General features: G+C 60.6%; 17 protein-coding genes. 8 read left to right on the top strand and 9 right to left on the bottom strand.

The genetic code is table 11. From position 1 onward, the window contains the following. Positions 1-233 precede the first annotated feature (233 nt). Positions 234-2,966 (top strand): preprotein translocase subunit SecA, encoded by a 2,733-nt coding sequence (gene secA, locus FJ949_RS28070; protein ID WP_140500910.1) that lies wholly within the window; start codon positions 234-236, stop codon positions 2,964-2,966. 58 nt (positions 2,967-3,024) lie between these two features. On the opposite strand, the gene FJ949_RS28065 is transcribed toward secA, so the two are convergent. Continuing rightward, a complete protein-coding gene (locus FJ949_RS28065) occupies positions 3,025-5,610 on the bottom strand; it encodes an AAA family ATPase (protein WP_140500959.1) in 2,586 nt (861 codons plus the stop codon). A 215-nt stretch (positions 5,611-5,825) separates the two neighbouring features. Here FJ949_RS28065 and FJ949_RS28060 point away from each other — a divergent pair, with 215 nt between their 5' ends. After that, positions 5,826-6,098, top strand: a complete 273-nt coding sequence (locus FJ949_RS28060) for a DUF4242 domain-containing protein (protein ID WP_140500909.1) — start codon at positions 5,826-5,828, stop codon at positions 6,096-6,098. A 418-nt stretch (positions 6,099-6,516) separates the two neighbouring features. Next, the gene (locus tag FJ949_RS28050) at positions 6,517-7,014 is read left to right on the top strand and encodes a hypothetical protein (RefSeq protein ID WP_140500907.1); all 498 of its coding nucleotides are present in this window, start codon (positions 6,517-6,519) and stop codon (positions 7,012-7,014) included. A 329-nt stretch (positions 7,015-7,343) separates the two neighbouring features. Here FJ949_RS28050 and FJ949_RS28040 read toward each other — a convergent pair whose 3' ends face one another. The 3 genes from FJ949_RS28040 to FJ949_RS28030 all read right to left on the bottom strand — a co-directional run bounded on the left by FJ949_RS28040 (position 7,344) and on the right by FJ949_RS28030 (position 11,272). Beyond that, the gene (locus FJ949_RS28040) at positions 7,344-7,628 is read right to left on the bottom strand and encodes a hypothetical protein (RefSeq protein ID WP_140500905.1); all 285 of its coding nucleotides are present in this window, start codon (positions 7,626-7,628) and stop codon (positions 7,344-7,346) included. Positions 7,629-7,671: 43 nt separating this feature from the next. Continuing rightward, entirely contained in the window at positions 7,672-7,962 is a 291-nt protein-coding gene (locus FJ949_RS28035) for a hypothetical protein (protein ID WP_140500904.1), read from the bottom strand. A 64-nt stretch (positions 7,963-8,026) separates the two neighbouring features. Continuing rightward, positions 8,027-11,272, bottom strand: a complete 3,246-nt coding sequence (locus FJ949_RS28030) for a type ISP restriction/modification enzyme (RefSeq protein WP_181172174.1) — start codon at positions 11,270-11,272, stop codon at positions 8,027-8,029. Between the two features lie 337 nt (positions 11,273-11,609). On the opposite strand from FJ949_RS28030, the gene FJ949_RS28025 reads away from it, so the two are divergent. Continuing rightward, complete coding sequence (locus FJ949_RS28025; RefSeq protein WP_140500902.1) at positions 11,610-13,010, top strand: lipopolysaccharide biosynthesis protein; 1,401 nt, start codon at positions 11,610-11,612, stop codon at positions 13,008-13,010. Continuing rightward, positions 13,010-14,290 carry a GNAT family N-acetyltransferase gene (locus FJ949_RS28020; protein ID WP_140500901.1) on the top strand — a complete coding sequence of 427 codons (1,281 nt, stop codon included), beginning with the start codon at positions 13,010-13,012 and terminating at the stop codon, positions 14,288-14,290. The genes FJ949_RS28025 and FJ949_RS28020 overlap by 1 nt, the downstream gene beginning before the upstream one ends. 577 nt (positions 14,291-14,867) lie before the next feature. On the opposite strand, the gene FJ949_RS28015 is transcribed toward FJ949_RS28020, so the two are convergent. Beyond that, positions 14,868-15,101, bottom strand: a complete 234-nt coding sequence (locus FJ949_RS28015; RefSeq protein WP_140500900.1) for a polymerase — start codon at positions 15,099-15,101, stop codon at positions 14,868-14,870. A 335-nt stretch (positions 15,102-15,436) separates the two neighbouring features. On the opposite strand from FJ949_RS28015, the gene FJ949_RS28010 reads away from it, so the two are divergent. Continuing rightward, a complete protein-coding gene (locus FJ949_RS28010) occupies positions 15,437-15,640 on the top strand; it encodes a hypothetical protein (protein ID WP_140500899.1) in 204 nt (67 codons plus the stop codon). Between the two features lie 185 nt (positions 15,641-15,825). Here the strand turns inward: FJ949_RS28010 and FJ949_RS28005 are convergent, their stop codons facing one another. From FJ949_RS28005 to FJ949_RS27990, 4 genes are all read right to left on the bottom strand, one after another. Next, the gene (locus tag FJ949_RS28005) at positions 15,826-16,035 is read right to left on the bottom strand and encodes a hypothetical protein (RefSeq protein WP_140500898.1); all 210 of its coding nucleotides are present in this window, start codon (positions 16,033-16,035) and stop codon (positions 15,826-15,828) included. A gap of 688 nt (positions 16,036-16,723) precedes the next feature. Continuing rightward, positions 16,724-17,323 carry a caspase family protein gene (locus FJ949_RS28000; RefSeq protein ID WP_181173169.1) on the bottom strand — a complete coding sequence of 200 codons (600 nt, stop codon included), beginning with the start codon at positions 17,321-17,323 and terminating at the stop codon, positions 16,724-16,726. Between the two features lie 298 nt (positions 17,324-17,621). Continuing rightward, entirely contained in the window at positions 17,622-20,246 is a 2,625-nt protein-coding gene (locus FJ949_RS27995) for an AAA family ATPase (protein WP_140500897.1), read from the bottom strand. Between the two features lie 30 nt (positions 20,247-20,276). Further along, positions 20,277-21,401, bottom strand: coding sequence for a hypothetical protein (locus tag FJ949_RS27990; RefSeq protein ID WP_181173167.1), 1,125 nt, complete (start codon positions 21,399-21,401; stop codon positions 20,277-20,279). A 411-nt stretch (positions 21,402-21,812) separates the two neighbouring features. On the opposite strand from FJ949_RS27990, the gene FJ949_RS27985 reads away from it, so the two are divergent. Further along, a complete protein-coding gene (locus FJ949_RS27985) occupies positions 21,813-22,349 on the top strand; it encodes a hypothetical protein (protein ID WP_140500896.1) in 537 nt (178 codons plus the stop codon). A 425-nt stretch (positions 22,350-22,774) separates the two neighbouring features. Then, entirely contained in the window at positions 22,775-24,817 is a 2,043-nt protein-coding gene (locus FJ949_RS27980; RefSeq protein WP_181173166.1) for a sigma-70 family RNA polymerase sigma factor, read from the top strand.

The raw sequence follows: 24,817 nt of genomic DNA, 5'->3' as shown, positions 1-24,817 counted from the left end.
GGACGGGAGGCTTCCAGATCAGCCAGATTGTGGCCGAATTTGGCGCGACCGGCAGGGCCAGCGCGGCGTTGACATCAGTTGAGCCCCCTCTTATCTGTCCAACGACTTTGCGTCCAGAACCGTTTTCCGGGCGCTTTTTGCGTTGCCCGTATACAGGCGGCGCATTCACGTGGATTTGATGGGGCCGGCCGGCGCTCGTCTCAGTTTGAGAATTCTATCGAAAGGACCATTGGATGGTCAGTCTCGGCGGTCTCGCCCGTAAGGTTTTCGGCTCCTCCAACGACCGCAGGGTCAAGTCGACCCGGCCCCGTGTCGAGGCGATCAACGCCATGGAAAACGAGATGCGGGCGCTCTCCGATGCAGAGCTCGCCGGCCGCACGGAAAAGTTCCGCCAAGACATCGCCAACGGCGCCAGCCTCGAGGACCTGCTGATCCCGGCCTTCGCCACCGCCCGCGAGGCGGCGCGCCGCGTGCTCGGCATGCGCCCCTTCGACGTCCAGCTGATCGGCGGCATGGTGCTGCACAATGGCGGCATCGCCGAGATGCGCACCGGTGAGGGCAAGACGCTGGTCGCGACCTTGCCCGTTTATCTCAATGCACTGGCCGGCAATGGCGTCCACGTCGTCACCGTCAACGATTATCTCGCCACCCGCGACTCCGAATGGATGGGCCGTGTCTACAAGTTCCTCGGCCTCTCGGTCGGCGTCATCGTCCATGGCCTGTCCGACGAGGAGCGCCGCGTCGCCTACGCCGCCGACGTCACCTATGCCACCAACAACGAACTCGGCTTCGACTATCTGCGCGACAACATGAAGTACGAGCGCGCCCAGATGGTGCAGCGCGGTCACAACTACGCGATCGTCGACGAAGTCGATTCCATCCTGGTCGACGAGGCGCGCACCCCGCTGATCATTTCCGGTCCCCTCGAGGACCGTTCGGAAATGTACAACACCATCGACACTTTCATCATCCAGCTGCAGCCGCAGGATTATGAGATCGACGAGAAGCAGAAGACCTCCATCTTCACCGAGGAAGGCACCGAGAAGCTCGAGAACCTGCTGCGCGACGCCGGCCTCTTGAAGGGCGAGTCGCTCTATGACGTCGAGAACGTCGCCATCGTCCATCACGTCAACAATGCGCTGAAGGCGCACCGCCTGTTCCAGCGCGACAAGGACTATATCGTGCGCAATGGTGAGATCGTCATTATCGACGAGTTCACCGGCCGCATGATGCCCGGCCGCCGCTATTCGGAAGGCCTGCACCAGGCGCTTGAAGCCAAGGAGCATGTGGCGATCCAGCCGGAGAACCAGACGCTCGCCTCCGTTACCTTCCAGAACTATTTCCGCCTCTACAAGAAGCTCTCCGGCATGACCGGCACGGCGCTGACCGAGGCCGAGGAATTCGGCAACATCTACGGCCTCGAAGTCACCGAGATCCCGACCAACCTGCCGGTCATCCGCAAGGACGAGGACGACGAGGTCTACCGGACGGTCGAGGAGAAATACAAGGCGATCGTCAAGGAGATCCGCGAAGCCAGCGCCAAGGGCCAGCCGACGCTGGTCGGCACCACCTCGATCGAGAAGTCCGAGCAACTGGCCGAGCGGCTGCGCAAGGAAGGTTTTAAGGATTTCGAGGTGCTGAACGCCCGCCATCACGAGCGCGAGGCGGCGATCGTCGCCCAGGCGGGCAAGCCCGGCGCCATCACCATCGCCACCAACATGGCCGGCCGCGGCACCGACATCAAGCTCGGCGGCAATGCCGAGATGCGCATCGCCGAGGAACTGGGCGACATGCCTGAAGGGCCCGAGCGCGAGGCGCGGGAAAAGGAAATCTATGCCGACGTCGAGCGCCTGAAGGAAAAGGCGCTGGCTGCCGGCGGCCTCTACGTGCTCGCCACCGAGCGCCACGAGTCACGCCGCATCGACAACCAGCTTCGTGGCCGCTCCGGCCGCCAGGGCGACCCCGGCCGCTCGAAATTCTTCCTGTCGCTGCAGGACGATCTGATGCGCATCTTCGGCTCCGAGCGCATGGACGGCATGTTGCAGAAGCTCGGCCTCAAGGAAGACGAGGCCATCATCCATCCCTGGATCAACAAGGCGCTGGAAAAGGCGCAGAAGAAGGTCGAGGCGCGCAACTTCGACATCCGCAAGAATCTTCTGAAATATGACGACGTTTCCAACGACCAGCGCAAGGTCGTGTTCGAACAGCGCATCGAGCTGATGGACGGCGAAGGCCTGTCGGAGACCATTGCCGAGATGCGCGAAGGCGTTATCGACGAGATCGTTGCCAAGGCCATTCCCGAGAACGCCTATGCCGAGCAGTGGGATGTCGCCGGGTTGAAGGCCGAGGTCGCCGAGTTCCTCAATCTCGACCTGCCGATTGAGGAATGGGTCAAGGAAGAAGGCATCGCCGAGGACGACATTCGCGAGCGCATCACGCAAGCCGCCGACGCCGCCGCCAAGGAGCGCGCCGAGCGCTTCGGGCCCGAGGTGATGACCTATGTCGAGCGCTCCGTGGTGCTGCAGACGCTCGACCATCTGTGGCGCGAGCACATCGTCAATCTCGACCATCTGCGTTCGGTTGTCGGCTTCCGCGGCTACGCCCAGCGCGATCCTTTGCAGGAATACAAGAGCGAGGCGTTCGAGCTGTTCCAGGCGATGCTGGGCAATCTGCGCCAGGCCGTCACCGCGCAGCTGATGCGCGTCGAACTGGTCCGCCAGGCTGCCGAGGCCCCGCCGCCGGAAGCCCCCGACATGTTCGGCACGCATATTGACGGTACCACCGGCGAGAACGATTTCGAAGGCGGCGAAACCGCCCTTCTGGTGCGCCAGGAAAGCAACGCCATCGTCGCCCCCGAAGACCGCGACCCCAACAACCCCGCCACCTGGGGCAAGGTCGGCCGCAACGAAGCGTGCCCCTGCGGCTCCGGCAAGAAATACAAGCACTGCCACGGCGCTTTCGCGTAAGGAAAACCTGCAGGGCTCACATTCCCGGATTTCTGATCCGGGCGCGATTCCTACGTGCTCAGATCAGCCCGGAATCGCGCGCGGCGGCGGTCGCCTCGCCACGCGAAATGGCGTCCAGCTTGCCCAGCACCGCCGAGACATGATGATCGACGGTCTTCGGTGAGATGGTCAGGTGCTCGGCTATTCTCTTGTTGGAAAAACCGCGTTCGATCAGTTGCAGGACCTGCATCTGGCGCAGCGTCAGGCCAGCTTGATTGGCGCGCGTGCTCTGCCGCGGTCCCCTTGCAATGTTATTGACGCCATTCTGCCGCATGACGGCGCGGACGTGCTGGGCGACCGGCCGGGCACCGAGCCCCTCGAATATATCCAGGGCCAGGCGCAGGGCCGGCTCGTCGCCGCGCAGCAGGGCGAGCGCCTGCTCGAACGGAGCACCCAGCCGGGCCCACAGCGTCGCGGCACCGTGCCAATCGCCGGCGAGCAGCAGGCGATAGGGCTCCGCCATGCCGGTCGTATCGCCAGGGTCGCTTTCAGGCGACAAGAGCAGCCGCCAGACGGCCAGTTCGGCGAACATCGCCCTCGTCGGCGACAGGCTTTCTGCCAGCTCGATCAGGCGAAGCGCCTCACTGGCGTCGCCTTGCCCAAGCCATGCCAGTTCGGCCATCGACGCCGTGTAAGGCACCAGCCGCTGCAGCTCCATTCCCCTGTCCAGGAACCGCTTCATTTCCTCCAGCACCGGCCCAGCCGGATCGCCTCGCCTTATGCGCAGTTTCGCCAGCGCGACCAGGGATGGGTAACGCACCAGGGCTGTCGTTGCAGCATCGTCGATGACGTCGAGAGCCATGGCCGCCGCATCGTCCCAAAGGCCGCGTCGCAAAAGCAGCTGCGCCTGCACGCCCCGCATATAGTCGCGCCAGGTCGCGAGGTCGTTCTCAACGCAATAGGCAATGCCGCGGTCGAGAAAGGATTGCGCGCGCACAAGATCGAGCTGGTTCATTTCGGCGCAGGCGCAATTGGTGAAGCCGCGTGCCGCGTGCTCCTGGAAATTCTGCACGAGCGCGATTTCAAGGCTGCGGGCGAGGTGAAGCCGGCCTTTGGCCAGGTCAAGCCACTGCTCGGCCGAGCCAAGATTGTTGAGCGCGTGGCAGATTATCTCCGGCTTGTTCAACCGTTCGGCCAGAGCGACTGCCTTGCCGCCAAGCAGCAGCGTCTCATCGAGCTTCTCGGCCAGCATCGCCAGCTGCGAGAGATTGGAATAGGCCATGGCAAGCTCCGGACTGGCAGGCGCCTGTTCCAGCAGTTCCACTGCCTGGGCCCCGAACAGGTCCGCCTGTTCGCGGTCACCCACCAGATAGGCGAAGCGCGACAGGCATCTGAGGCTGTCGCCCTCCCTGAGCGTGTCGCCCAGCGCCTGCTGTAGCCGGCGCGCCTGGCTCTGCGCCTCGATGGCCGCATCGATGCGGCCGATCAGATGGCATTCAAACGCATATCCTTCGTAAAGCCTCGCCCGGTCGCTCATCGGCAGGCTGTCGGCATGCCGCAAGGCGACCTCGTAGTAGCCGGCGGCATCGCGATGCGCGCCGACGCGGGAAGCCTCGCGCGCTGCGAGCGGGGCAAGCTCGCGCACCGCCTCAAGATTCTGGGCCTCCACCGCATGGTGCACAAGCCTTGCGGTAGTCACCTCGGCGTTTTCCTGCAGTGCGGAAAGCGCGCGTTGGTTGAATTCGCGCCGACGGCTCGAGGTCAGCGCCATCTCGATGGCGCGACGGGCGATCTCGTGCCGGAAGGCGTAGCCATCGCCGAGATCGTCGAGCAAGCCATTCGAGACACATTCCGCCAGCTGGCCGGCGCTGGCGACGCCACAGAGGCCGCGCAGCGCCCAGGCATCGGCGCGGCGTGGAAACACAGACACCGCGTCGAGCATCGAGCGCGCTCCCGGCGACAGGCGCTCGGCACGCGCCAGCACGGCGTCGCGGACGCTGGCCGGCGGGATCATCTCGCTTTCGGCAGCCAGCAATTCGGTGACGAAGAAGGCGTTGCCCGCGGTGGCGCGATAGATTGCGCTGCCGTCGCGGTTGGCTGCTTCGGCAAGCGACAACACCGCCGCCTCGCTGAGCAGTGGCACTTCGATGCGCTGGACGTTGCCGGCTGGAATTTCGCCGAGCACCCGGCGCGCGCGCATCTGCCCTTCGCTGCGGTCGCTGCGTGCCGTGAACAGCACCAGCATATGCGTGTTGGTGATGCGCCGGCCCAGGAAACGGACGAAATCCAGGGTCGCGTCGTCGGCCCAGTGCATATCCTCGATGACCAGCAAACCCGGCCGAGACCTCGCCTCGAAAACCTCGAGAGCGTCTGAAAACAGGGGCAGCCGCTGACCTTGGCGGTCGTCGATTGCCCGGGGCAGTGCCCACTGCGCGTCCCGGGCCAGATCATAGAGCGGTCCCAGCGGATCGGGAATCGACAGGTCCTCGCAAGCGCTGCGGAATATGGAAACGTGCTGCCCGGCACGGGTTACGAACGCCTCGACGAGTGCCGTCTTGCCGGCGCCGGCCTCGCCCAGCAATGCCGCCACGCGGCCGCGACCGCGCGCGGCCTCCGCGAGCAGTTCCTCCAACTGATCGAGTTGTGCCTGCCGTTCCAGAAGCATCGTCACTGGCCCATAAGTATCGTCGTCCCTCGACCCTTCTCCAAAATACCCCCGCTTCGGTATCCGCAGTGTGGCTCCCAGACCAAACGTCGAAAACATAGGGAATCGTCCCGCGCAATATGGGGAAAGGCTCCGATGTGCGCTTTCGACGATCGTGATTTTTCTCCAACCGCGCTCATTTCGAGCGTGAATCAGTCACAAAAGGAAGCCACTCCATGCCTCGCTATCTGATCGAACGGACATTCCCCGACGGGCTCAACGTGCCGACGAACGACGTCGGCGCGACGGCGCTCGGCGGCATCATCATGCGCAACGCCGAGAAGGGGGTCACCTGGCTGCACTCCTTCGTGTCGCCCGACAGGAACAAGAGTTTCTGCATCTACGACGCCCCCTCGCCGGAGGCGATCCGCAGCACGGCGCAGAAGAATTCGCTACCGGTGGACAAGATCACGGAGGTGAGGGTCCTGGACCCTTACTTTTATCGCTGACCCTATGGACCAAGGATGGAACAATGAGCGTGAGATCGTCCTGGGCAGCGATGGGTGTCGGCTTTCCGTGCTGTTTCCTCCCGAAACGGCAGCCGCCGTCGTGGCGTTCGACCATGCACCCTCCCGGCGTGGTCTCGCATCGCGGATTGTCTCCGCGCTGCTCGCGCCATTGCGAAGCCGGCGCAGGCGCCTGCCACCGCAAGACGATTATTTAAGGCGGGACGTCGGCCTGCCGGAGCACGAGATGCGGCGGGACTACTGGGAATATTGGTGGTGGCATCAATGAGACCGCCGCCCGGCTAGAGAGGAACGGATCGGACCCGTCCCGCAACTGACGATCCAACGCGCAGGCATGGCAGCAGGGCCTTACAGGCCGGTCCTGCCGCCTGCGCGTCACCAACAACCAATGGAGAATAAAATGAACGTCAATTTCTGGCGCCTTGCCGCGCTGTCCATCATGGCGATCACCGCCACTGCCGCATCTGCGGAGAGTGGCAATCGGCTGGCCGCCGAGGTGCGGGCGGCCAACGGCCGCTTCGTGAATGTCGCGGCGGCCACCGCCGAGGGCTATGCGCCGATTCCCTGCGCCAGCGGCATCACCGGCGGCGCGATGGGCATTCACTACGTCAACGGCGCCTATCTCAAGGATGATGCCGTCGACCTCGCCAAGCCGGAGGCCGTGATGTACGAGCCGATGGCCGATGGCAAGCTGAAGCTGGTGGCCGTCGAATATATCACCGCGAAGGGTCCCGCGTCGCTCGAAGGCCAGCTGTTCAACTTCGACAGCGCCCCCAACCGCTACGGCCTCGGCCCCTTCTACGAACTTCATGTCTGGGCCTGGAAGCAGAACCCGACCGGCGCCTTCGCCGACATGAACCCGAATGTCTCATGCGACGCCATGAAAAAGGCCGACTGACGGCACCGCCTGCCGGTCTGGCGCGCCGGCAGGCCTTTCACGCGTCGCGAGGAGAAATTATGATTGAGATCGGTATCTTCCTGGCAAGGCTGCGCACCAGGGGGCAAGGCCAGCCGCAACGAAGCCTGCCCCTGCGGTTCCGGCAAGAAATACAAGCACTGCCACGGGGGCTTTCACGTAAAGGCGCAGCGCTTTCCTTCTCCCCGTCACTATACGGGAGAAGGTGCCCGAAGGGCGGATGAGGGGCGGCGCCGGCGGTCGCGCTTGGCCGATCTCCCCACCTGAGGGGGAGATGGCCGGCAGGCCAGAGGGGGGCGCTGTCCCGCCGACTAAGCCGCCTTCAGCCGCACCATTTCGGCCTCGAACTCGAACTTCAACTGCGCGGCTTCTTCTTCGGGCAGCCAAAGCACCATCTGGGGCACGATCTTTCGGTAAAGCCGGGTGCTGTCCTGATCCCACGGCAGCGTTTCCGCATTGCGTGCCTCGGCGATAAGCCTATGCAATCGCGCGCGTACCCGGTCGGGATCGCCATGATAATAAACGGTCGGCGCGTCTTCATCGAAGAGCTCGGACTGTTCTTCGGCGCCAAAAAGGTCGAGTTGATTTCTTGCCATGTCCACGGACGCGGATTCGATCTTATCGGACTACGCCTTATCTTTAAGCCGCCTTAAGCCGCTCCCATTCCTGCTCGAACTGAAAGCAATACTGCGCCGCCTCCTCGCTAGGCAGCAGCCCAGCCATCTGCGGGAAGATTGTCCGGTAGAGGCTTTGCTTAGACCAGTCCCACGGCATCGACTCTGCCGCCCTAGCCTCGGCGAGAATGCGCTCCAGGCGCCGCCGCACCTTTTCCGGGTCGGGCTGCCACGTAGGCTGCACCGGCACCGCCCCGAACAGGTCGCCTTGCGGGTCGGTGTTTCCGAAAAGATCGGGGTCGTTTTGCTTTGCCATTATCGCCTCGAATCACGGCGATGATCGCAAAGGTTCATGACAGATGCGAGTGGAATCGGCTTACTTATCCCCCGTTAGGAAAAGCCTGTGCATAAGCTGCGTCGATTAGCGACATCTGCTCGATCGTGAAGGCCAACGCGTCGGCGATACGCCCAACATGGTTGATCTCGTCGAGCGAAAGGACCCGATCCTTACGTGATTTCAAGTACTTGTCGATCACCTGATAGCCACCAATATGGAAACTCCACACCGCCTCTGGCACCGGCGAGAAGCTCTGCGTCCTGTTGATCGAGATACGCTCGTCCTCTGCCGACCAGCGCACATGCTCAATGTCGTTAGCCCCTTTGCCATGATAGTTTGCCAACCCAAGCCGTGGCAGATCAACCAACAGATGTGCCTGTACCAGCGACCATCCGAGCGCTGACAGCGCTTCGAAATCCGCGGCGTCTTCGGCGAAGGGAACGCGTGGAAAGTCGATGCGCAGGAAATCGGCGTAGCGGGAGCGATAGGTCGGCGCGTGCAGAATCGCATAAATATAGCCGAGAATTTCCTCCGCCGAATAGTGATGGTCGTAGCGGGTGTCGAGAAAGGTGCGGAAATCGAAGCTAAAATTTTCGATAACCCTTGTAGAATCATTGAAGAGCACAAGCGGAAAGCAGTAGTTTTGCTCAGTTGATCCATCGGAAATTAAGCAACTTTCAGCGGGTTGAGAGGCAACGAACCCATGTCGCCATTTTCCAGTGCCGATCTGGCGCGACACCAATAGCAGAAGGTTCTTTCGTCCAGCGACATGGTCAATCAGTTCTCTACGCGGATAATCCATAAACTCAGGACCGAAGTAACAAGATCTGACGTCGAACGGCCGAAACGCACAATCGATGATCCCGCGCTCAGGTCTCTCCGAACTCTGGAGTTCCCTGCGCGACTTTGCGAGCCGCCAATCACGATTATCTTTGATGGAATAGCGCTCTTGCAGAAGGCTGTCCGACTGGCTGACATCGCGCATATCGCTAACGCGTTTGATCATTTCATCCCGCTTGAGTGCTATTGCGAAATGATCCCTGTGGGTCTGAAAACCGAGCACATTCACTGTGAAGATTTGCTTCTTGTCATCCGCAGCGCTGAGACTGTCCGCAATCTGCCACCATTGCCCATACTCATCCCACCCGGTCCAATCGAGTGGTGAAAGCATGAAGTAGGGTGAGGACGGCTTAGGCTGAACCCATTCGATTTTCGCAAATTCTGCCGCAGCACACTCTTGGTATTTGGACAGACGGCTTCCCCACATATCTGTGTACCATACCCCACGTTCGACGCCCTTCTTCTTCACGAGCAGCGCGATCGCCACCCCTTTTTGAATGTCGAATACATTTTCGTTCTCTTCTCCCTCCGGCACCATCTCCTTCGGCTTCGTGCTGCCATGGAGGTCAACTAAATATATCTGGTCGAAGCTATCGATCAAACTCTGGCGCATTCCCCGAAATGTTGGGTTGTCGAGCCATGAATGGTTCGTGATGATTCCGACGACACCTTCGTCAACCTGAGCCATTTTCCATTGCGCGAAGCCAATGAATTTGACGTAGTCATCATTCAACCATTTAGGATTCTTCTCACTGAGCTCTTTGCCATCTACGAATCTGTAAGGATCAATGAGGTCCCCCGCAAAAGTATTTACCTCGCGCCTAACGATTTTAGGTTCCTTTAGCGGAACAATTTTGCCACGAACATTCTTAGTAGAAATCGTTTCTTGAATAATCCGCTTGCTGGGATTCTTCGAATGACCCGAGTATGGTGGATTTCCAAGAACAATAAGAATGGGCTTCTTTTTTACGCCCTGTGCCGCCTCAACTTCTGCCGCCACGGCGGGCATCAGCAGGTTTTTCTGCGGCTCGACTGGTTCCAGGGTATTGGTCAGGAAAACTTGTAACCGCTCATCGTCGTGCAGCGTGTGTCCCTGATCTTTTAGATATTGGGAAAGTTTTAGATGTGCGATCGTATAGGGTGCGATCAGATACTCGAACCCGTATAGGTTTCTCAGCATATGCTCACGCACTACCGCGTCGGCCTTGCCGGCATCAGATCCACCGATATTGTCGAAGATGCGTTGCATAACCTCAAGCAGGAATGTGCCAGTGCCGGCAGCGAAATCCAGCACCGTCACCTGCTTATGGTCAGCTAAGCCGTCGCCGATTTTGAAGACATCCTTGAGGATGTCGTCCACTGCGCGCACGATGAAGTTCACAACGGGCGGCGGTGTATAGTAGACGCCGCGGCTCTTGCGTGTTTCCTTATCGTAGGCCTTGAGGAAATCCTCATAAAAATAGATGAACGGGTCGCGCTCAAAGAGTCGATGCTCTTCTTCATCGCCAGCGCGAACCTTGCGGCTGATCGCCTTCCGTTGGCGGAATGACAGGTCTTCGCGGATATTAGCTATGGCGAGCCCGTTGACGATCGAAAGGATTTCATCAACTACCCATTTCGCCTCGTCATACTCAGCTTCCTGCATCTCTTCCAGAAAGCGGACCAATTCACGGATCAGCCGAAACGATCCGGGAATGAACCCACGCACATTATCGAGCCTGATCACCTCGTCGTCACTGGCATTCAGCTTGGCGAGGAAGAGGCCATAGGCAAGCATCTGCGCAAAGGCGTCAGCGAATTCCTGCACTGTCAGTTCGTGAAAGACTTGCTCGCGAAAAACGTCATAGAGCGCATGCAGCCGACCTTCTCTGTGCATCTTCGTCTGTCGAACCAGTTCTTCCGTAAGATAGTCGCGGAGCAGCTTTGAGCGTGTCGCCAGCGCGACAGCCAGTTGCTGTGCCCTTTGCAAGCCCTGCGGCGGGGACGAGAAGAACGCCGACAGCAGCTTTGACACTGCTTCCGCCTTATCTGCGTTGACCCGGATCGCGCGACTTTCAATATCACTTGGAAAGGCCAGCGACTGACGGTCAAGTATCTTGCCGTCACCGTCGATCCTGATGAATTGGAGATAGTCGGTGACGACAATATTGTTCGATAGCTTGCGGTATTTGATGATTTGCTCGGATTTCAAGACCTTGTCGAGATTGGCGCCAATCTCCTTCACCTCGACATAACCGAGGATCATGCCGAGCCGCTTGACCTTGAAATCAGGCGCGCCCTTATCCACGTCCCGTTTCGGCTCATGCTGTACCTCTATACCGGTCGCCATCGCATCGATGGCGAATGTATTAAGAAGGTTTTCAAGAGCAGTTCGCCCGGTGTGTTCGGTACCGCCGTCGCGATAGTTGGCCGCCAGCGCTTTCAGATAGATGTCGAAACGAATGTCCATGCGGTCCCCCGATTCTGCCAATGAATCCACAACTGGCGCCCTAAGCAAGCGTTGATAGCAAATTCTTCGTCGCTGCTGACACCAAGCCATTGCATCTGTTCAACGACGTAAATGCGCCCTCCGCTACTCCTCCCCGCCCTTCGGGCGTTCGGCCCTTCAAAAGATCCACTGGACCTTTTGATCCGCCCGAAGGCGGACCAGGGCCTTCACCACTCGTCACTCCAAAGGCCAAATCGCTGGCTTTCGTCTGGGACGCACACTCCCCACCCAACCGTTTCTTAAGGTGTCTCCGCTACACCAAAGCCTGAAAAGAAGCGGAAAACGGAGAACAATCGGGGTGCGCTTTTCCGCGGCCACGACAGCCGGGCGGTTCTTGCCGCAGCGTTTGGCGCTGCGCGTGGAGCCGTTGCTTGGCCGCGTCGACGCCGTGCTGTTCACCGCCGACGAGCGCGGCGAGGCCGGCCGCATGTCGGTCATTGCCTTTTCCATCCGCATCGTCAGCGCCGTCATCGCCTTCGTCAGCCAGGTGTTGATGGCACGCTGGATGGGCTCGTTCGAATACGGCATCTTCGTCCTTGTCTGGGTGACCATGGTCATCGTCGGCAATCTCGCCTGCCTCGGCTTCCACACCTCGGTCATCCGCTTCATTCCCGAATACCGCGAGCGCGGCCTCATCGACGAGTTGCGCGGTATCGTCGTGGCCAGCCGCCTGTTCGTCCTGATCGCTTCGACGGTCATCGCCGGGCTCGGCGCGCTCGGCGTGTGGCTCGCTTCGTCATGGACTGAAAACTACTATGTCCTGCCGTTCATCCTCGGCGTCATCTGCCTGCCGATGATAGCGCTGTCGGATCTGCTGCAAGGCCAGGCCAGGGCGAACAGCTGGGCGCTGTTCGCCCTGGCGCCGACCTATCTGATACGGCCCGTGCTGATCCTGCTGTTCATGGCGCTGATGCTTTTCGCCGGCTACGCGCCCGACGCGAAGACCGCGATCTTCGCCTCGATCGCCGCCACTTACGTCACCACGCTCGCCCAGCTTATCGGCGTCACCCGGCGCATGGAAAAGCAGATTCCGGCCGGGCCGATGAAGGTGCATTTCGCACAATGGTTCATTGTCTCGCTGCCGATCTTCCTGGTCGAAAGCTTCTTTTTCCTGCTCACCAATGCCGACGTGCTGATGGTCGGCGCCTATATGGACCCCAACGACGTCGCCGTCTATTTCGCCACGGTCAAGACACTGGCGCTGGTGCATTTCGTCTACTTCGCCGTCAAGGCAGGCGTCGCTCAGCGCTATGCCCAGTTCACCCATGGCGAGCCGGAAAAGCTCGCCGCCTTCGCCCGCGAGACGGTGTCGTGGACCTTCTGGCCATCGCTCGCCATGGCGCTGCTGGTGCTGGCGCTTGGCAAACCGATGCTGATGCTGTTCGGTCCCGAATTCACATCGGGTTATCCGCTTCTGTTCCTGCTCGTCTTCGGCGTCGTGGCGCGCGCCGCCGTGGGCCCGTGCGAAAGCCTGCTCACCATGAGCGGCAACCAGAATGTCTGCGCCGCCGTCTATGCCATGACGCTGGCCTTCAACATTGGCCTGAACGTGGTGCTGATCCCGCTCTTCGGCCTGTGGGGCGCCGCAATGGCCACCGCCTTCGCCATGATCTTCGAGGCCGGCGCGCTGTCCTTCACGGTCTGGCGCAAGCTCGGCATCGTCATGGCGATCTTCGTGCCATTCAAAGGAGCCGCGTGATGGCCGCCATCCCCTTGCTCGAGGAAACCAGCGGCGGCCCCGCCGGCGCCATGGTGTCCGGCCTTGCCGGACTGGGGCGCGACACCGACCCGGCCCATATCGAGATCCTCGCCAACAACCGGCCCGAGCGGAAACTGGCCATCTATCCGGCGTCGGCCGGGTTCGACCTCGTCGAGGAGCTGGATTATCTGTGCGCCCGCACCATCGAGCCCAACGTCTTCTTCAACCCGCGTTTCCTCGCGCCCGCAATGCCCCGGCTGGAAGACCGCGAGGTGCGTCTGGCCGTCATCCGTGACGGCGATGAATACCGCAACCGGCTACGCCTTCTGGTGCCGTTCTCGGTGGAGCGGCCGGTGGTGCCGCTCGGGGTTCCGGTCATGCGCACATGGTCGAGCCCGTTCGGCCCGCTCGGCACCCCGCTGGTCGACCGCGACGATCCGGTCGGTGTCCTCGAGGATTTCTTCTCCATGCTGTCGCGCCCGCATCTGAAGCTGCCGAAAGTGTTCGTCCTGCCCGACATCAGGCTCGACGGCGCGGTGGCGAGCCTGGTTGCCACTGTGGCCGAAACGCGTGGCCTGATGTTGGTCACCACCGGTCACGCCCAGCGTCCGCTGCTCGAGAGCGAACGCGACGCCGAGGACTATCTGAAGGCTTCGCTGCGCACGCACCATTACCGCGAGTTCCGCCGCCTCAAGCGGCGGCTGGGCGACCTCGGCAAGCTTGAACATGTCGTGGCGCGCGGCCCCGACGAGATCCGTCACGCCATCGAGAGCTTCCTGACGCTGGAGGCGGCCGGCTGGAAGGGCCGCGAGCGCACGGCCATGGCGATCGACCGCTACCGCGCCGCCTTCGCCCGCGAGGCCGTGCACAGGCTGGCCGAGCAGGACCTGTGCCGCATCCATTCGCTGACGCTCGACGGCCGCACCATTGCGTGCCTGATCGTCTTCGTCGAAGCCGGCGTTGCCTACACCTGGAAGACGGCCTACGACGAAACTCTGGCCGGCTATTCGCCAGGCACGCTGCTGATGATCGAGGTGACCAGGCAGCATCTCGACGACCCCAACATCATGATGACCGATTCCTGTGCCGTGCCCGACCATCCGGTGATGAGCAGGCTGTGGACCGAGCGCAAGCCGATGGGCACGCTGGTGATCGGCCTGACGCCGGACGCCGACCGTCTCGCCCGCCAGGCGGCCTCGCAACTGCATCTCTACCGGGAGACCCGCAACATGGCCCGCCTGCTGCGCAACCGGATGAAGAGCCTGCTCAAGAGACGATAGACGCGCTCGCATCTTCTGGAGCGCGTGGATGCTTGCTTCAAGCCTGAGCATTTGGTTGCTTCATGAGATAAACAGTCACTGTATTGATAGCGTTTATTCGCCAGCGCCTGCTTGAGCAACAGTCACAATCTTTCAACAAAGCGCGACAAAGGTGATACGATTTTGGGTATAATTCATGTCGCTTGCCGGCGGCGCATCCGTTTTTCTTCAGCACTTTTCCTCGTGGCGGACATCAGAATTAGCTAATTCATTCGAACATATAAAGGACATTCACGGAACTTAAGTGGTAACATAAGACCTTTGGGACCAGACCCTGGGACTTTGGTCCGCCTTCACGAAATCCGGCAGCGAGCATGAGGCTAATCTTCATTGCTCTTCAGGAACTTGAAACGGCCGACCAGATCTAACTTGAGCCACTCGTCCTCATTCTTCCCCGTCGCTTTCGGCGGTGGCGCGCGGATTGCGAGGAACAGGCGCTGAACGCGAGAAATCCACCTGCCGGAACCAGCGGGGGAGCCGCCAATGGGAAAGCTGCCGGCGCCAGAATCCTGGACGCGTAGAAGCCCGCCACGGAGCCCTACGGGGACGGTCTTGGGCGAGCGAGCGCCATGTCGAAAGTGTCCGGCAGGTGAGGATGCGCGCCGGTCCGTCTCACCGAAGCCGTGGTCATCGCGTCGACCGGGAGAATAATCGACATGCGAGCATAGTGGTCCGGCCACAGCGGCTTTCCAAACAGGAAGAACACGATCGCGAGAAAACAAATCAGCAGCAGGACGGCGAAGGTGTTCGCGATGATCTCGCCAAGCTGCATGTCTTTCTCCCCGAAGTCGGACACCCGCCGCTCGCAGCAACGGCGGGCGTCCAGGGACCGTCGATGAAGGGACTTTACTCGACGGCTTCCACGCCAATGAGGAACGGCGGCTTATGTTCAGGGTTTAGGACCAATGCGTCGATGCTTCGGACTTCAGTCCCAATTGCGGGTCCGAGGAGAAGGAGACAGTCTGCCTTTCGCACCGGCTAAGCCCTCCACCAAGGTACCTGACAGCCGGGAGCACAGCCCGGCCTGCTCGCCAAGTGCCGAACCTACCGCCAAAAGCAGGCCGGGCTCCTTCTGTCGATAGTCAAGATCGTCGCCCAACAGGGAAAATGACCAGCTACAAGGTGGAGGAAATCCTGGGCGAGAGAATTATCGGCACGCACGAGGTGGCGGCTTCAAGTCCCGCAGGGGCTGCCAGACGGGCAACCGGTCATCCGATGCAACCCCGCATTCCAGGTGCGCTGTTCGTTCGGGTCACCAGATCGGAGGACGGCACGGTCGCCGAATTCAGCTTCGCGGGATTTCCTTGTTGAACCCGGATGTCGTCGGATGGGACGGCACGAGTGGCGTTTCTTGCGACTATGGCCGGTGTCTAAGCCGACCCATTGGCGCGGTTCGGCGTTGATGGAACCGCCGGCTCACCCTAACCGTTTGTTTTCACGTGGATTCCGAAGCTCGTCGATGAAACCGTTTTGACCCGACTTGCACCAGAATTGCGCTAGCGTCCCAGCGGCTGTCTGGATGCCGAAACCAATTCGTCTTCGTCCCTGATCCCGGCCATGTAATTCGCGATTATGCGGGATGAAATCGCTTCGCGTTGCTGGGCCGATCGGGCGTCGAGCTTCAGCCTGTCGAACACGCGGCCAAGCAGGGCCACTTCGGAGGAATCGAAGACGCCAGCCTCCTGAGCTTTCTGACGAATCGGCATGAGTTCCTCCCTTTCAGATAAATAAGCAACAACTGATGCAAGGGGCAATCTCAAGGCCTGATATATCCACACCGAGGAACGGTCAGGCGGCCAACATAGGTCCTGAAGCGTGAAAGCGGCTACCGCATTGGACAGGCCGTCCTGCACCCTGCCGAGCCGCTCCCGGATGTCGCTCTTGCGATATCGGCTTTAAACGGCGCACGACAAACTCGAACACCATATCCGCATTTGCCGAAACGCCGATCGGGAATTAGCGGCAGACGTATCGAAGCGGCGACTGAAATGGTGCCCCTAGCCGGGAAGCAAGATTTGAACGTTTTCAACGCTCAATTTTGGAAGTGGGACAGAGTAGGCCTATCACGATCCTTATCTTTTCCGTCGAGGTTGTCTCACCAAAACCGAGCCAAGACAGAACGTCTTCGATGCCTGACCGAGACCAATCGATAGCGATCGATCGGCTAGCCTAAGTCGAAAGTTCAACCGCGCCGCTGCAAACATCACAGCATCGGAATGGTTTAAAGGGGTAGTATGCTGACAGGCTGCTATCAGGCAGCAACGGTTAGATTGCTGCCATTCTGCCCGACAAGGGATGCTCAAGTCGCGCCGCCCACCCCTCGTCGGTCGCCGAGACGGCCTCGATCATCCGCCAGTGCCGGCACGGTGTGCCACTTGACCCACGGTCGCGCTCCTAGCTGCTGGCGGTGAGCACGACGTCCTCGGCGAAGCCATCGTCGGTCTTGTAGAAGAACTTCATGTTCACCTCGAACAGGTCGGCTGTCTTCGACAGCGTGTCCCTCAGTCGGGCTCGATTGATTTTCTCTGAGTCCTTGAAGAACAACAGGTGATAAAGCGAGGCCCAGAAGATCGCGGCCTTGTGGAACTCGATGTCGTCGATCGGGCCTATCACGGAGAAGCACTCGGTCTTGGGGATTAGGTAGCCCGCCATCTCCTGATGGACCATCGAGCAGGCCGAGAGAAACAGGCGCTTGTTCTTGAAATGCGGCTTCAGCAGATCGGCTAATTCGTCGTAATCGATCGGCTCTTGGTTCGTCGTGCACATTCCCTCGGGATCCCCGTGGGCCGATATGTGCAGGTAACGGTAACGAGAGCGACCGAATTCGTCGACCGCGTCCTCGAATTCTTCGCGGGTGCGGACGTATCGGTATTTCGGCTCCTTGCCGTGGAGGCGCAGCATGTTTGAGATGATGCTGCCCTCGAACCGACCGTTCCCTTCATCGTCGGGATCGAGGCTCTCGATTATGAAGACGTCAGGTCTGGTGCGCAGCATGTTCTCTCCCTAAGCATAACGATCCTCCCCTCCCGTTTACCACGATCTCGCGCGGGTGGAACTTGGGAGCCGAAGTCGCGGGCGCCCGGGCTAGGTCGCGGGCGCCCGGGCTAGAATGATAGCGTTTCTGAGATCGGCATGATCTGACACGCCGACTGTATTGGGCCCAACTGCAGCTCGTGCCGCCGCCGCTGCGGTCGACGTGCGAGATTATTGTCGAAACGCTGGCGCGCTAACAGGGTCGAATCGACCGGTGGGGGCCGTCGCTCGGGGAGAAGGCGCATCGCCGCGAAGTTCGTCATGCCGCCTTCTCCTGCCGAGTCCGAATATCTACAATCCACATCTCGAGCGCCTCGATCTCTGCCCGAATGATGTTCGGAGCCGGCAGCCGTGGGTTGATCTCGCCGGGTTGGCTGTGGAGCAGCGCCGAGCACCGGCCGAAGGCCTCGCGCATGGCCGCGCAATCGCTGTCGGTAAGGACCGTCAGCTTGATGAGGCCGGTCGTATTGACCTTGCGCGACAGTCGGCGGATCACCGGCCCGACCACTTCCTCGACGGCGCGCTCCCACGTCGTGCGCAACTGGTCTTGGAAGGAGGTCACCTCGCGCAGCCACTTGGCTTGATCGCCGCTCTCATGGTGGATCTTTACGTTGGCTAGGTGCGCTTTCATGCCTTCGAGCACTTTATCGAGCGGCATGACGCTAGCGGGCGGATCCTGATGGCAGAAGCCGGAGTTTTCGCCGCCGCGGCTGATAAGGCGATAAGTGACGGGCGTCGCCTCACGATTCTTGGTCGCGCGGCATGCTTCGTCCAGCAGCAGGAGGAACGCCATGTCGTGGGTGAAGACGATGACTTGGCCGGTCTGACCGGCTTCCGCCAGTCGCGCGGCGACACGGTCGCGATGCATGTGGTCGAGCGAGGAGACAGGATCGTCGAACACGATCGCTGACTGTGCATCGATCGTTGAGAGTTCGGCCAGGAATGCGGCAAGCGCAACGCAGCGGTGTTCGCCCTCGCTAAGCACCTTGCCAACCGGCTCGCTCGGCTTGTTGATCAGCCGAACCTGGAAGAACGGTACGCCGGCAGTTGTTTTCGCCTGCTGGAGTTCGATGGCGAGCCCAGCGACGCCAAGCTTATCCACCTCGATGGCGAAACGCCCGCGCAACCGATTGGTGACTAGGGCCTGCGCAATCCGGGCGCTCTGGGTAGTAATCTTGTTGGTGATCGTGTCTTTGCTCGCCTTTTCGAGGGCCTCGATGGCCGTGAGGCGTGTGATGTGGGCGAGGACGTCTGTCTGTACCACGCCCAGCCATTTGCGATCGGCGAGTCCGTCCCGTTCGGCGACAAGCGCGGTCCTCAGGGGCGAATTCGCCTCCGACCGCAACGCTTCAATGCGCGTCGTCAAGCCGGCAAGGGCCGTTCGCAGGGGATCGAGCATCACCGGGACGGCCGGTGGCAGGGCCGGCACGGTTTCAAGACGGTGGGTCCGCAGGATAGCGCGCAGGTGCCAAGCCAGTACGAGAATCTCGCGACGAACCGATGTGGCGAGCTTTTCCTGCCCGAGATCATCCCGGATCAGCGTGACGATGGCCGGACAGTCCTTCATCGCGATGGCCTGCGAGGCGACCTCCTGCAAGGCCTCGATATAGGCGGTCTCTGCTTCTTCCTCTCGACGCTTGCTCTCGTCCTGAACAAAGGCCTCGAAGCTAGTCAAGCGCTTCGAGGCTTCCTCGCTGAGCGGCTGCTGACACAGGACGCAATTCGATTCGGCGTCGGTGACAGGAAAGTTCTTGTCGGGATAGGCTGACGCGCGGGAGTAGTCTCGGGCTGCCTCCCAGAGCGACTTCCACACGTCCGAGCCGATGTCGGGCAACGGCTCGTCTGCGAAGAGGTTCGCGGAAGCGGCTGCGGCGGCCCTGCGTGCGGTGCTAAGGCGCGCATGGGCATCGCGCAGCCGGGTCCGCGGTTCCTCGGTCACGATCGCCGCCAACCGCTCGAGCTGATCGATGGCGGTCTTGAGCCGGGACTCATGCGCCTGGAGCTGGCGCACTGTGCGCGTCGGATTGCTGGCGAGATCCGTTACGAGGGTCTGAAGCTGGGCTTCCTTCTCGGCGTTCAGACCAGAGAGTTTCTCGACGATTTCCGGCTCGGTCTTGCCCGAGAGGGCCGCGACCAGCTTGCCGACCTCGGTCTCAGGTTTGCATTCAGGCTTGGAGAGAATGGCCGGCGTCTGTTCTTGCAAGGCTTTGATCTCGGCGGCCAGCTTGGCCTTCACGTCCTGGCAGGCTTGGGCGAGGCCGGCGAGGATGCGTAAAGGCAGGGGCGTATAGGCGAGATCATTAGTGTTCTCGACATGAACGTTGGCGGTGCGTGAATCGAAGACGCTGACCGCAGAGAGCATTGCGTCGGTGGTATTGCCTTGTGTCCAGGAGGCGTTTCGCTTCTGGCCGCCGATATAGAATTCCACATTGGCAGACGGCGTGCCGGAGGCGGCAGAGTAGATGTTGGGCAGGATCTCGTCACCCTTGGGCGAGCGCGCCCGGCAGAGTTGCTTTAGGACGCGGGCATAGCCGGATTTGCCTGCGCCATTGTCACCGTAGATGACCGTGAGCCCGGTCCTCCCGAAAGACAGTCGTTCGCCCGGAGCGAGCGCGTTGACGTTGGACAAGCCGTGGAGCGCCCCGAGACTAACGACGGCATGGCTGGCGGCGGGATCTCGGACGTGGGTCGCGTCAAGCGGCACGTCTTTTTCTACGGCTTTGCAGATTGCCACGAGCGACGTCAGATCGGCTGGCTCTAGCTTGGCTTGGCCACACAGCCGCCGCAGGGCATCGCGTTGCCAAGCAGGGATGTCCGCCGACCATCTGAGGATGTCGGCAAGGGCCGCTGCTTCGTTGGAAAGATCACCATCCTGTGTGTCCATGTTCCGCCTTCATACCCTGTCGCCCGGTGGTCAGGTCCCTCCGATGATGTGCCGCTCTTCCCCGAGCGGCACGATCCAGCCGCCCGCGCGATCGGGCCGTGCGAAGTCGTCGGAACGCACCGATTGGGTCAGCCGCGTCCGCACCGCCTGCGGCTCCGCATCGATGGCGGCGCGGATAAGCTCGCGCTCGATGCCGACAAACACTGGCCGCAGATTGAGGCGCGCAAGCGCTTCCTGATCGCTGGGTGTGACGCCCGCTTCGATCACTGGGCCGGCGCGGGTGACGATCCCGCCGACCAACCCGCCCATCGTGTCAGTCTTGTCCATTTCCCCTGCCGGGGCGGCGTCGAGCACCGCTCGTGCCAGGTCCAGATCACCTTGAAGTCTACGCGCGAATGGCTGCTGGGTCAGGCGGTAGAGCGCGGCCGCGAGTTCGGCGTGGCCAAGCGGCCGGATCAGGTTGGCGATGTGAAGCCGAAGCATACCGATGAAGAGCGCATCCTTTTCGTCCTTCTCGATGGGCTCGCCCTCGTCGAGCGGATCCTTGACTGAGAGGTGGGCGTCGGCCGGGCCGGCGACTGCCATGCCCCACCGAGTGGCGATGGCGATGCGCTTGACCGTGACTTTGCGGCCTTGGGCGATCACGTCAATCCGGCCGGCTTGCGCCCAAGCCCGCCTCAAAGCTTTGGCTGGTCCACCGGGATCATGACAGCCCTTGGCCTCGGCCACCGTAAGAGACGACAGATCGGATGCACAGGCGATCCAGTCGGGCAGATCGCCGCGCGACAACCGCTTGATTTTGATCTTCCTTCGTCGGTCGAGATCAATCGTCTGGCTGCCGAGATGCGCGAAGATCGAGAGGTTGAAATATCGCTCGAGATAGGCGCGGGCTACGAAGCGCCCGAAGAGACCTGACAGGGCGACCTTCACCTCGCGCGCCTGGCCGAGGGGCTCACGGAAAATAAACGGCGTTCCCACGCCGGTCGGCGACAGGAGCGCGTCGAGAATGGACCACGCGCCATAGGCAGCGCCGGGGGTCTGAAGCACCTCGCGGATACCGGCATCCTCAATGTCCGCCACGTCGAGGTCGACGCTTGCGCCGGCCAGCGGACTGGCCGATGGCGGGTCAAAGCTGTGAAGGAAGGTTCTCGTCATAAGGCCAGCGCTCGCTTTACATCATCATGTTCAAAGGCGCGGGCGCGAAGGGAGGATTGTAGTTGTAGTGCCTAAAAACCTAGAAATAAGTGTCACTTCGACTCGCCTATGACGTTGTGGTCCCAACTATGCTTACACAAGTTGATATCTTCGTCATACCTTGCCGACGGTGGTAAAGGGCGATTGGCGAATGCTACTCTTCGGTTTGGCGCGCAAGAATCCTATGTACTACCAGAAAGTGCGGGTAGGTTGATGCGTTTTGATAAGATCGATATGCGGCGGCGTTAGTCCGCCCCTCTCGACGGTTTCAAAACCTTGGATCGGAGCGCAGTGAATGGCGGCTTGTGTGCCCTGGGGCCGGCAAGCCTTATGCTGCGGATGTCGTGTGCGAATAGAGGTGAAGCGACTGAAATGAGCCCCGTCGGAATTGTGCCAGCCGCTGCCGAGCAAGAGGTTGCCACTTTGCTCAGCATCAACAATCTCACGGGTAGCCCCTTCTTGGTGCCCTATGAAGACCATGGCTATGGTGCTCAGCAATGCCATATTTCGGCAAAGCACCACGCAATTGTCCATGGTGGAAAGCGCGTGCATGGTTGGGCCATCTGGCGATTCGACGACCCAAGCTCCCAATCCATAGTCGTGGCCGAACATCATAGTGTCTGGGAAGATCTCCATGGCAACCTGATCGACGTGACTACTCCAAGGTATGGTGCCGTTGCGGTGCTGTTTGTTCGTGACGACAACGCTACGATCCATCAAAAGGGTCCCGATTACATGATGCGAACAGACCTCACCAGCTGGCATGAGGTGCCGCGAATGCTCGCTGGAAATCCCACCCAAAACGAATTCTACCCCCTCAATCCCACAACCCGCCCAGATGTGGTGAGCTACGCGGCATCGTTGAATTTTAATCTGGCCAGAATCGTCACCGAACCCAACATCGGCTGAACAAGGGGGTTCTTTGGTGGGCGAAGGTGCAACTCCGCCCCTAACTCTGATGTCCGCGCATGGGGCTTAGCGAGAGTCCGCTGAACGGCTGGCATGAGGCGCTCTTCGGACGGCTCCCCTCGGGCCGAAAACCGGGTCACCAGCTTTGAGTCGATGCGCGTGGAAGGTGGCCCAATCAATTGACAATGGCAACGTTTCCCCTATGCCATTGCACTTCGTATATTGCGTGGAACTCGTATTCGTGTCCTCACTGTGGCCGTGCAGCACTATGCCGGCGCTGAGGCGCAAATATTATATGTTTTTGACTGCAACGCTTTCTTGGGGGGTACGTCGAAGCTTTCCAACATTGGAACCGCAACGGCCTGCCTGCAGGGTATGGACTGATGAACAGAGAGGTATCTCCTAGGGGAGGTGATACCCTGGCAATGCTTCGGCCGCTCGACGCTGCGGAGGTCCGTTTACTCACGGACGCCCAAGTGTCGGAGATTCGAGAATTTGCTTGCTCTGCCAGACTCCACGCCCTGGATGGTAAAAGCGAAACACCACTCCATATTGCTGCTCGCTGCGGCAAACTCGCTCTTTGCGACCTGCTCATCCGACACGGCGCTGATCCAAACCTGAGAAACGTTTTCGGCGAAACTGCTGCAGAAGTTGCTGCGGTCGAAGGTCATATCGGGCTGTCGCAGCTTCTGCGTGCCCTAGAAATCGACACCGGCAATACGATCCATGAGACGCCCGCGACGGTCGTATCATCGCCATCCGCGACCGCAGTTGCCGACTATATGGGATACGATCTGTCATTTGAAGCGGAAGCAGACCCGGAAGCATATCGGACGCCGGACCCCCCCGGCTTTTCCGACAACAAGCAGGCGGCTTTCAGTCCGTTTAAGCCTGAACCGGTCAATGGAGCCCCTGACTGGCATCTCGATCTCTCCGCGACCCCCGTCACAGGAGAGGGAATAGGTTCAACTGTTGTTGCGCTGCCAAACGTTGCTGCCGACGACGAGTTCTTGGTTACCAAGAGTCGCGGTCGTAAGTCGAACAAGACAGCGACCCTCTCTGTCGGGACAAGGATGTCCGTCGACTCTGCCTATGTCGAGGCATGGGCGTCAGAGGCGATTGAATATCGCCGCATACCTCAGTCGGACCTCGAGGCTTTGATCTCGGCATGCCGTGGTAATGCGGACAGAGGCGATTTATGGAGAAACATAGCAGGCATACTGGATTTTGCCGGCCTTCAGCAGGTCGACGATGACGATCTAGGCCTTTGGAATGCGCCGGTTGCGGTCGATGGGGACGATTTGGCGGAAGCATTGGAGGTCACCCTTACCCGCCACACACGGCTGCCAGGAAGTGGTCGTTTCCACATGGATCGCGCTGATCAAGCAGCACTGATAGCTCCCATGCTCCAAACGAAGGGAAGCTTGCATCTAGCGCTGGTCTCCAATGAGGAAGCCGTCGGCGCAATCCTGCGGTTCGTTGAGATGGTCTTGGCCGGGCAGCAGCGGCCCGAATACCTTACGTTGCTGGCCGTGTTTCCCGAGCGCGAAAACGACCCCGGTAGCATGGTACTCCGTGAAGTTGCCGACACCCTCCGTGTTGTCGCCAGCGGAAGCTCGGCTATCGAAGGCAAACGAAGACGCGTCGCCATTCAGGGACTCGAACGCCTCGATCTGAGTGCGATATTCTTCAAGGCGATCGGCAAATACCTGTCAGAACAGCCAGGGCAGCATGACGCAGCGAGCGCTATGAACGAACTCATTGCCGAGATGGATAGCAAGACGGCGCGCTTGCTCATGGCGCATCTTCCTTACGCGCGGCGCTTTGCTTCAAGACATGCCGAAGACGGCGAGGATCTGGAGGACGTTTTCCAAGTGGCCTTCACCGGCTTGCAGAAAGCCACTCGCCGCTTTGATCCCGATAGGGGCACACCTTTCTCCTTGTACGCCAGCAACTGGATGCGGCAGACGGTGACTCGCTGGAGGGCCGACGAACGGGCGATGATACCCATCCCAGTCCACCGGCATTCCGATCTTGCCGCATTGGATGAGACTCACGATCGGCTTGAGCTGGTTCTTGGACGAACTCCAACAAGCGAAGAAATTGCCTTTGATCGTGAGTGGAGGCGCCAGCACGTTGAGAAACTTTTGGAAACGCCTCGAGTGCAAGTCGACTGGGACGAACTCGGGCTTGAGTGGCTCTCTGTCCCTGCGGACCAAGAGGCTCGGGTGGAAGAACTGGACACAGCGACCGTCGTGAGCGAAGCGCTAGGCGAACTGCATGACAGAGAGGCGGACATCATTCGAAAGCGATTCGGTTTTGATGAGGCAGGGGAAATGACGCTTGAGGAGGTCGGGCAGATCTATGGCGTCACGAGAGAACGCATTCGGCAGATCGAGGCAAAAGCCTTGCGCAAGCTGTCCAATTCCGCGCGCGTAAGGCGCCTCCGCTCGCTCGTGGGAGCATGA

It is taken from the genome of Mesorhizobium sp. B2-4-1, from assembly GCF_006442185.1.
Classification (GTDB): domain Bacteria; phylum Pseudomonadota; class Alphaproteobacteria; order Rhizobiales; family Rhizobiaceae; genus Mesorhizobium.
The sequence above is the reverse complement of the archived record's forward strand: the minus strand, read 5'-3'. Positions and strand labels throughout refer to the sequence as shown.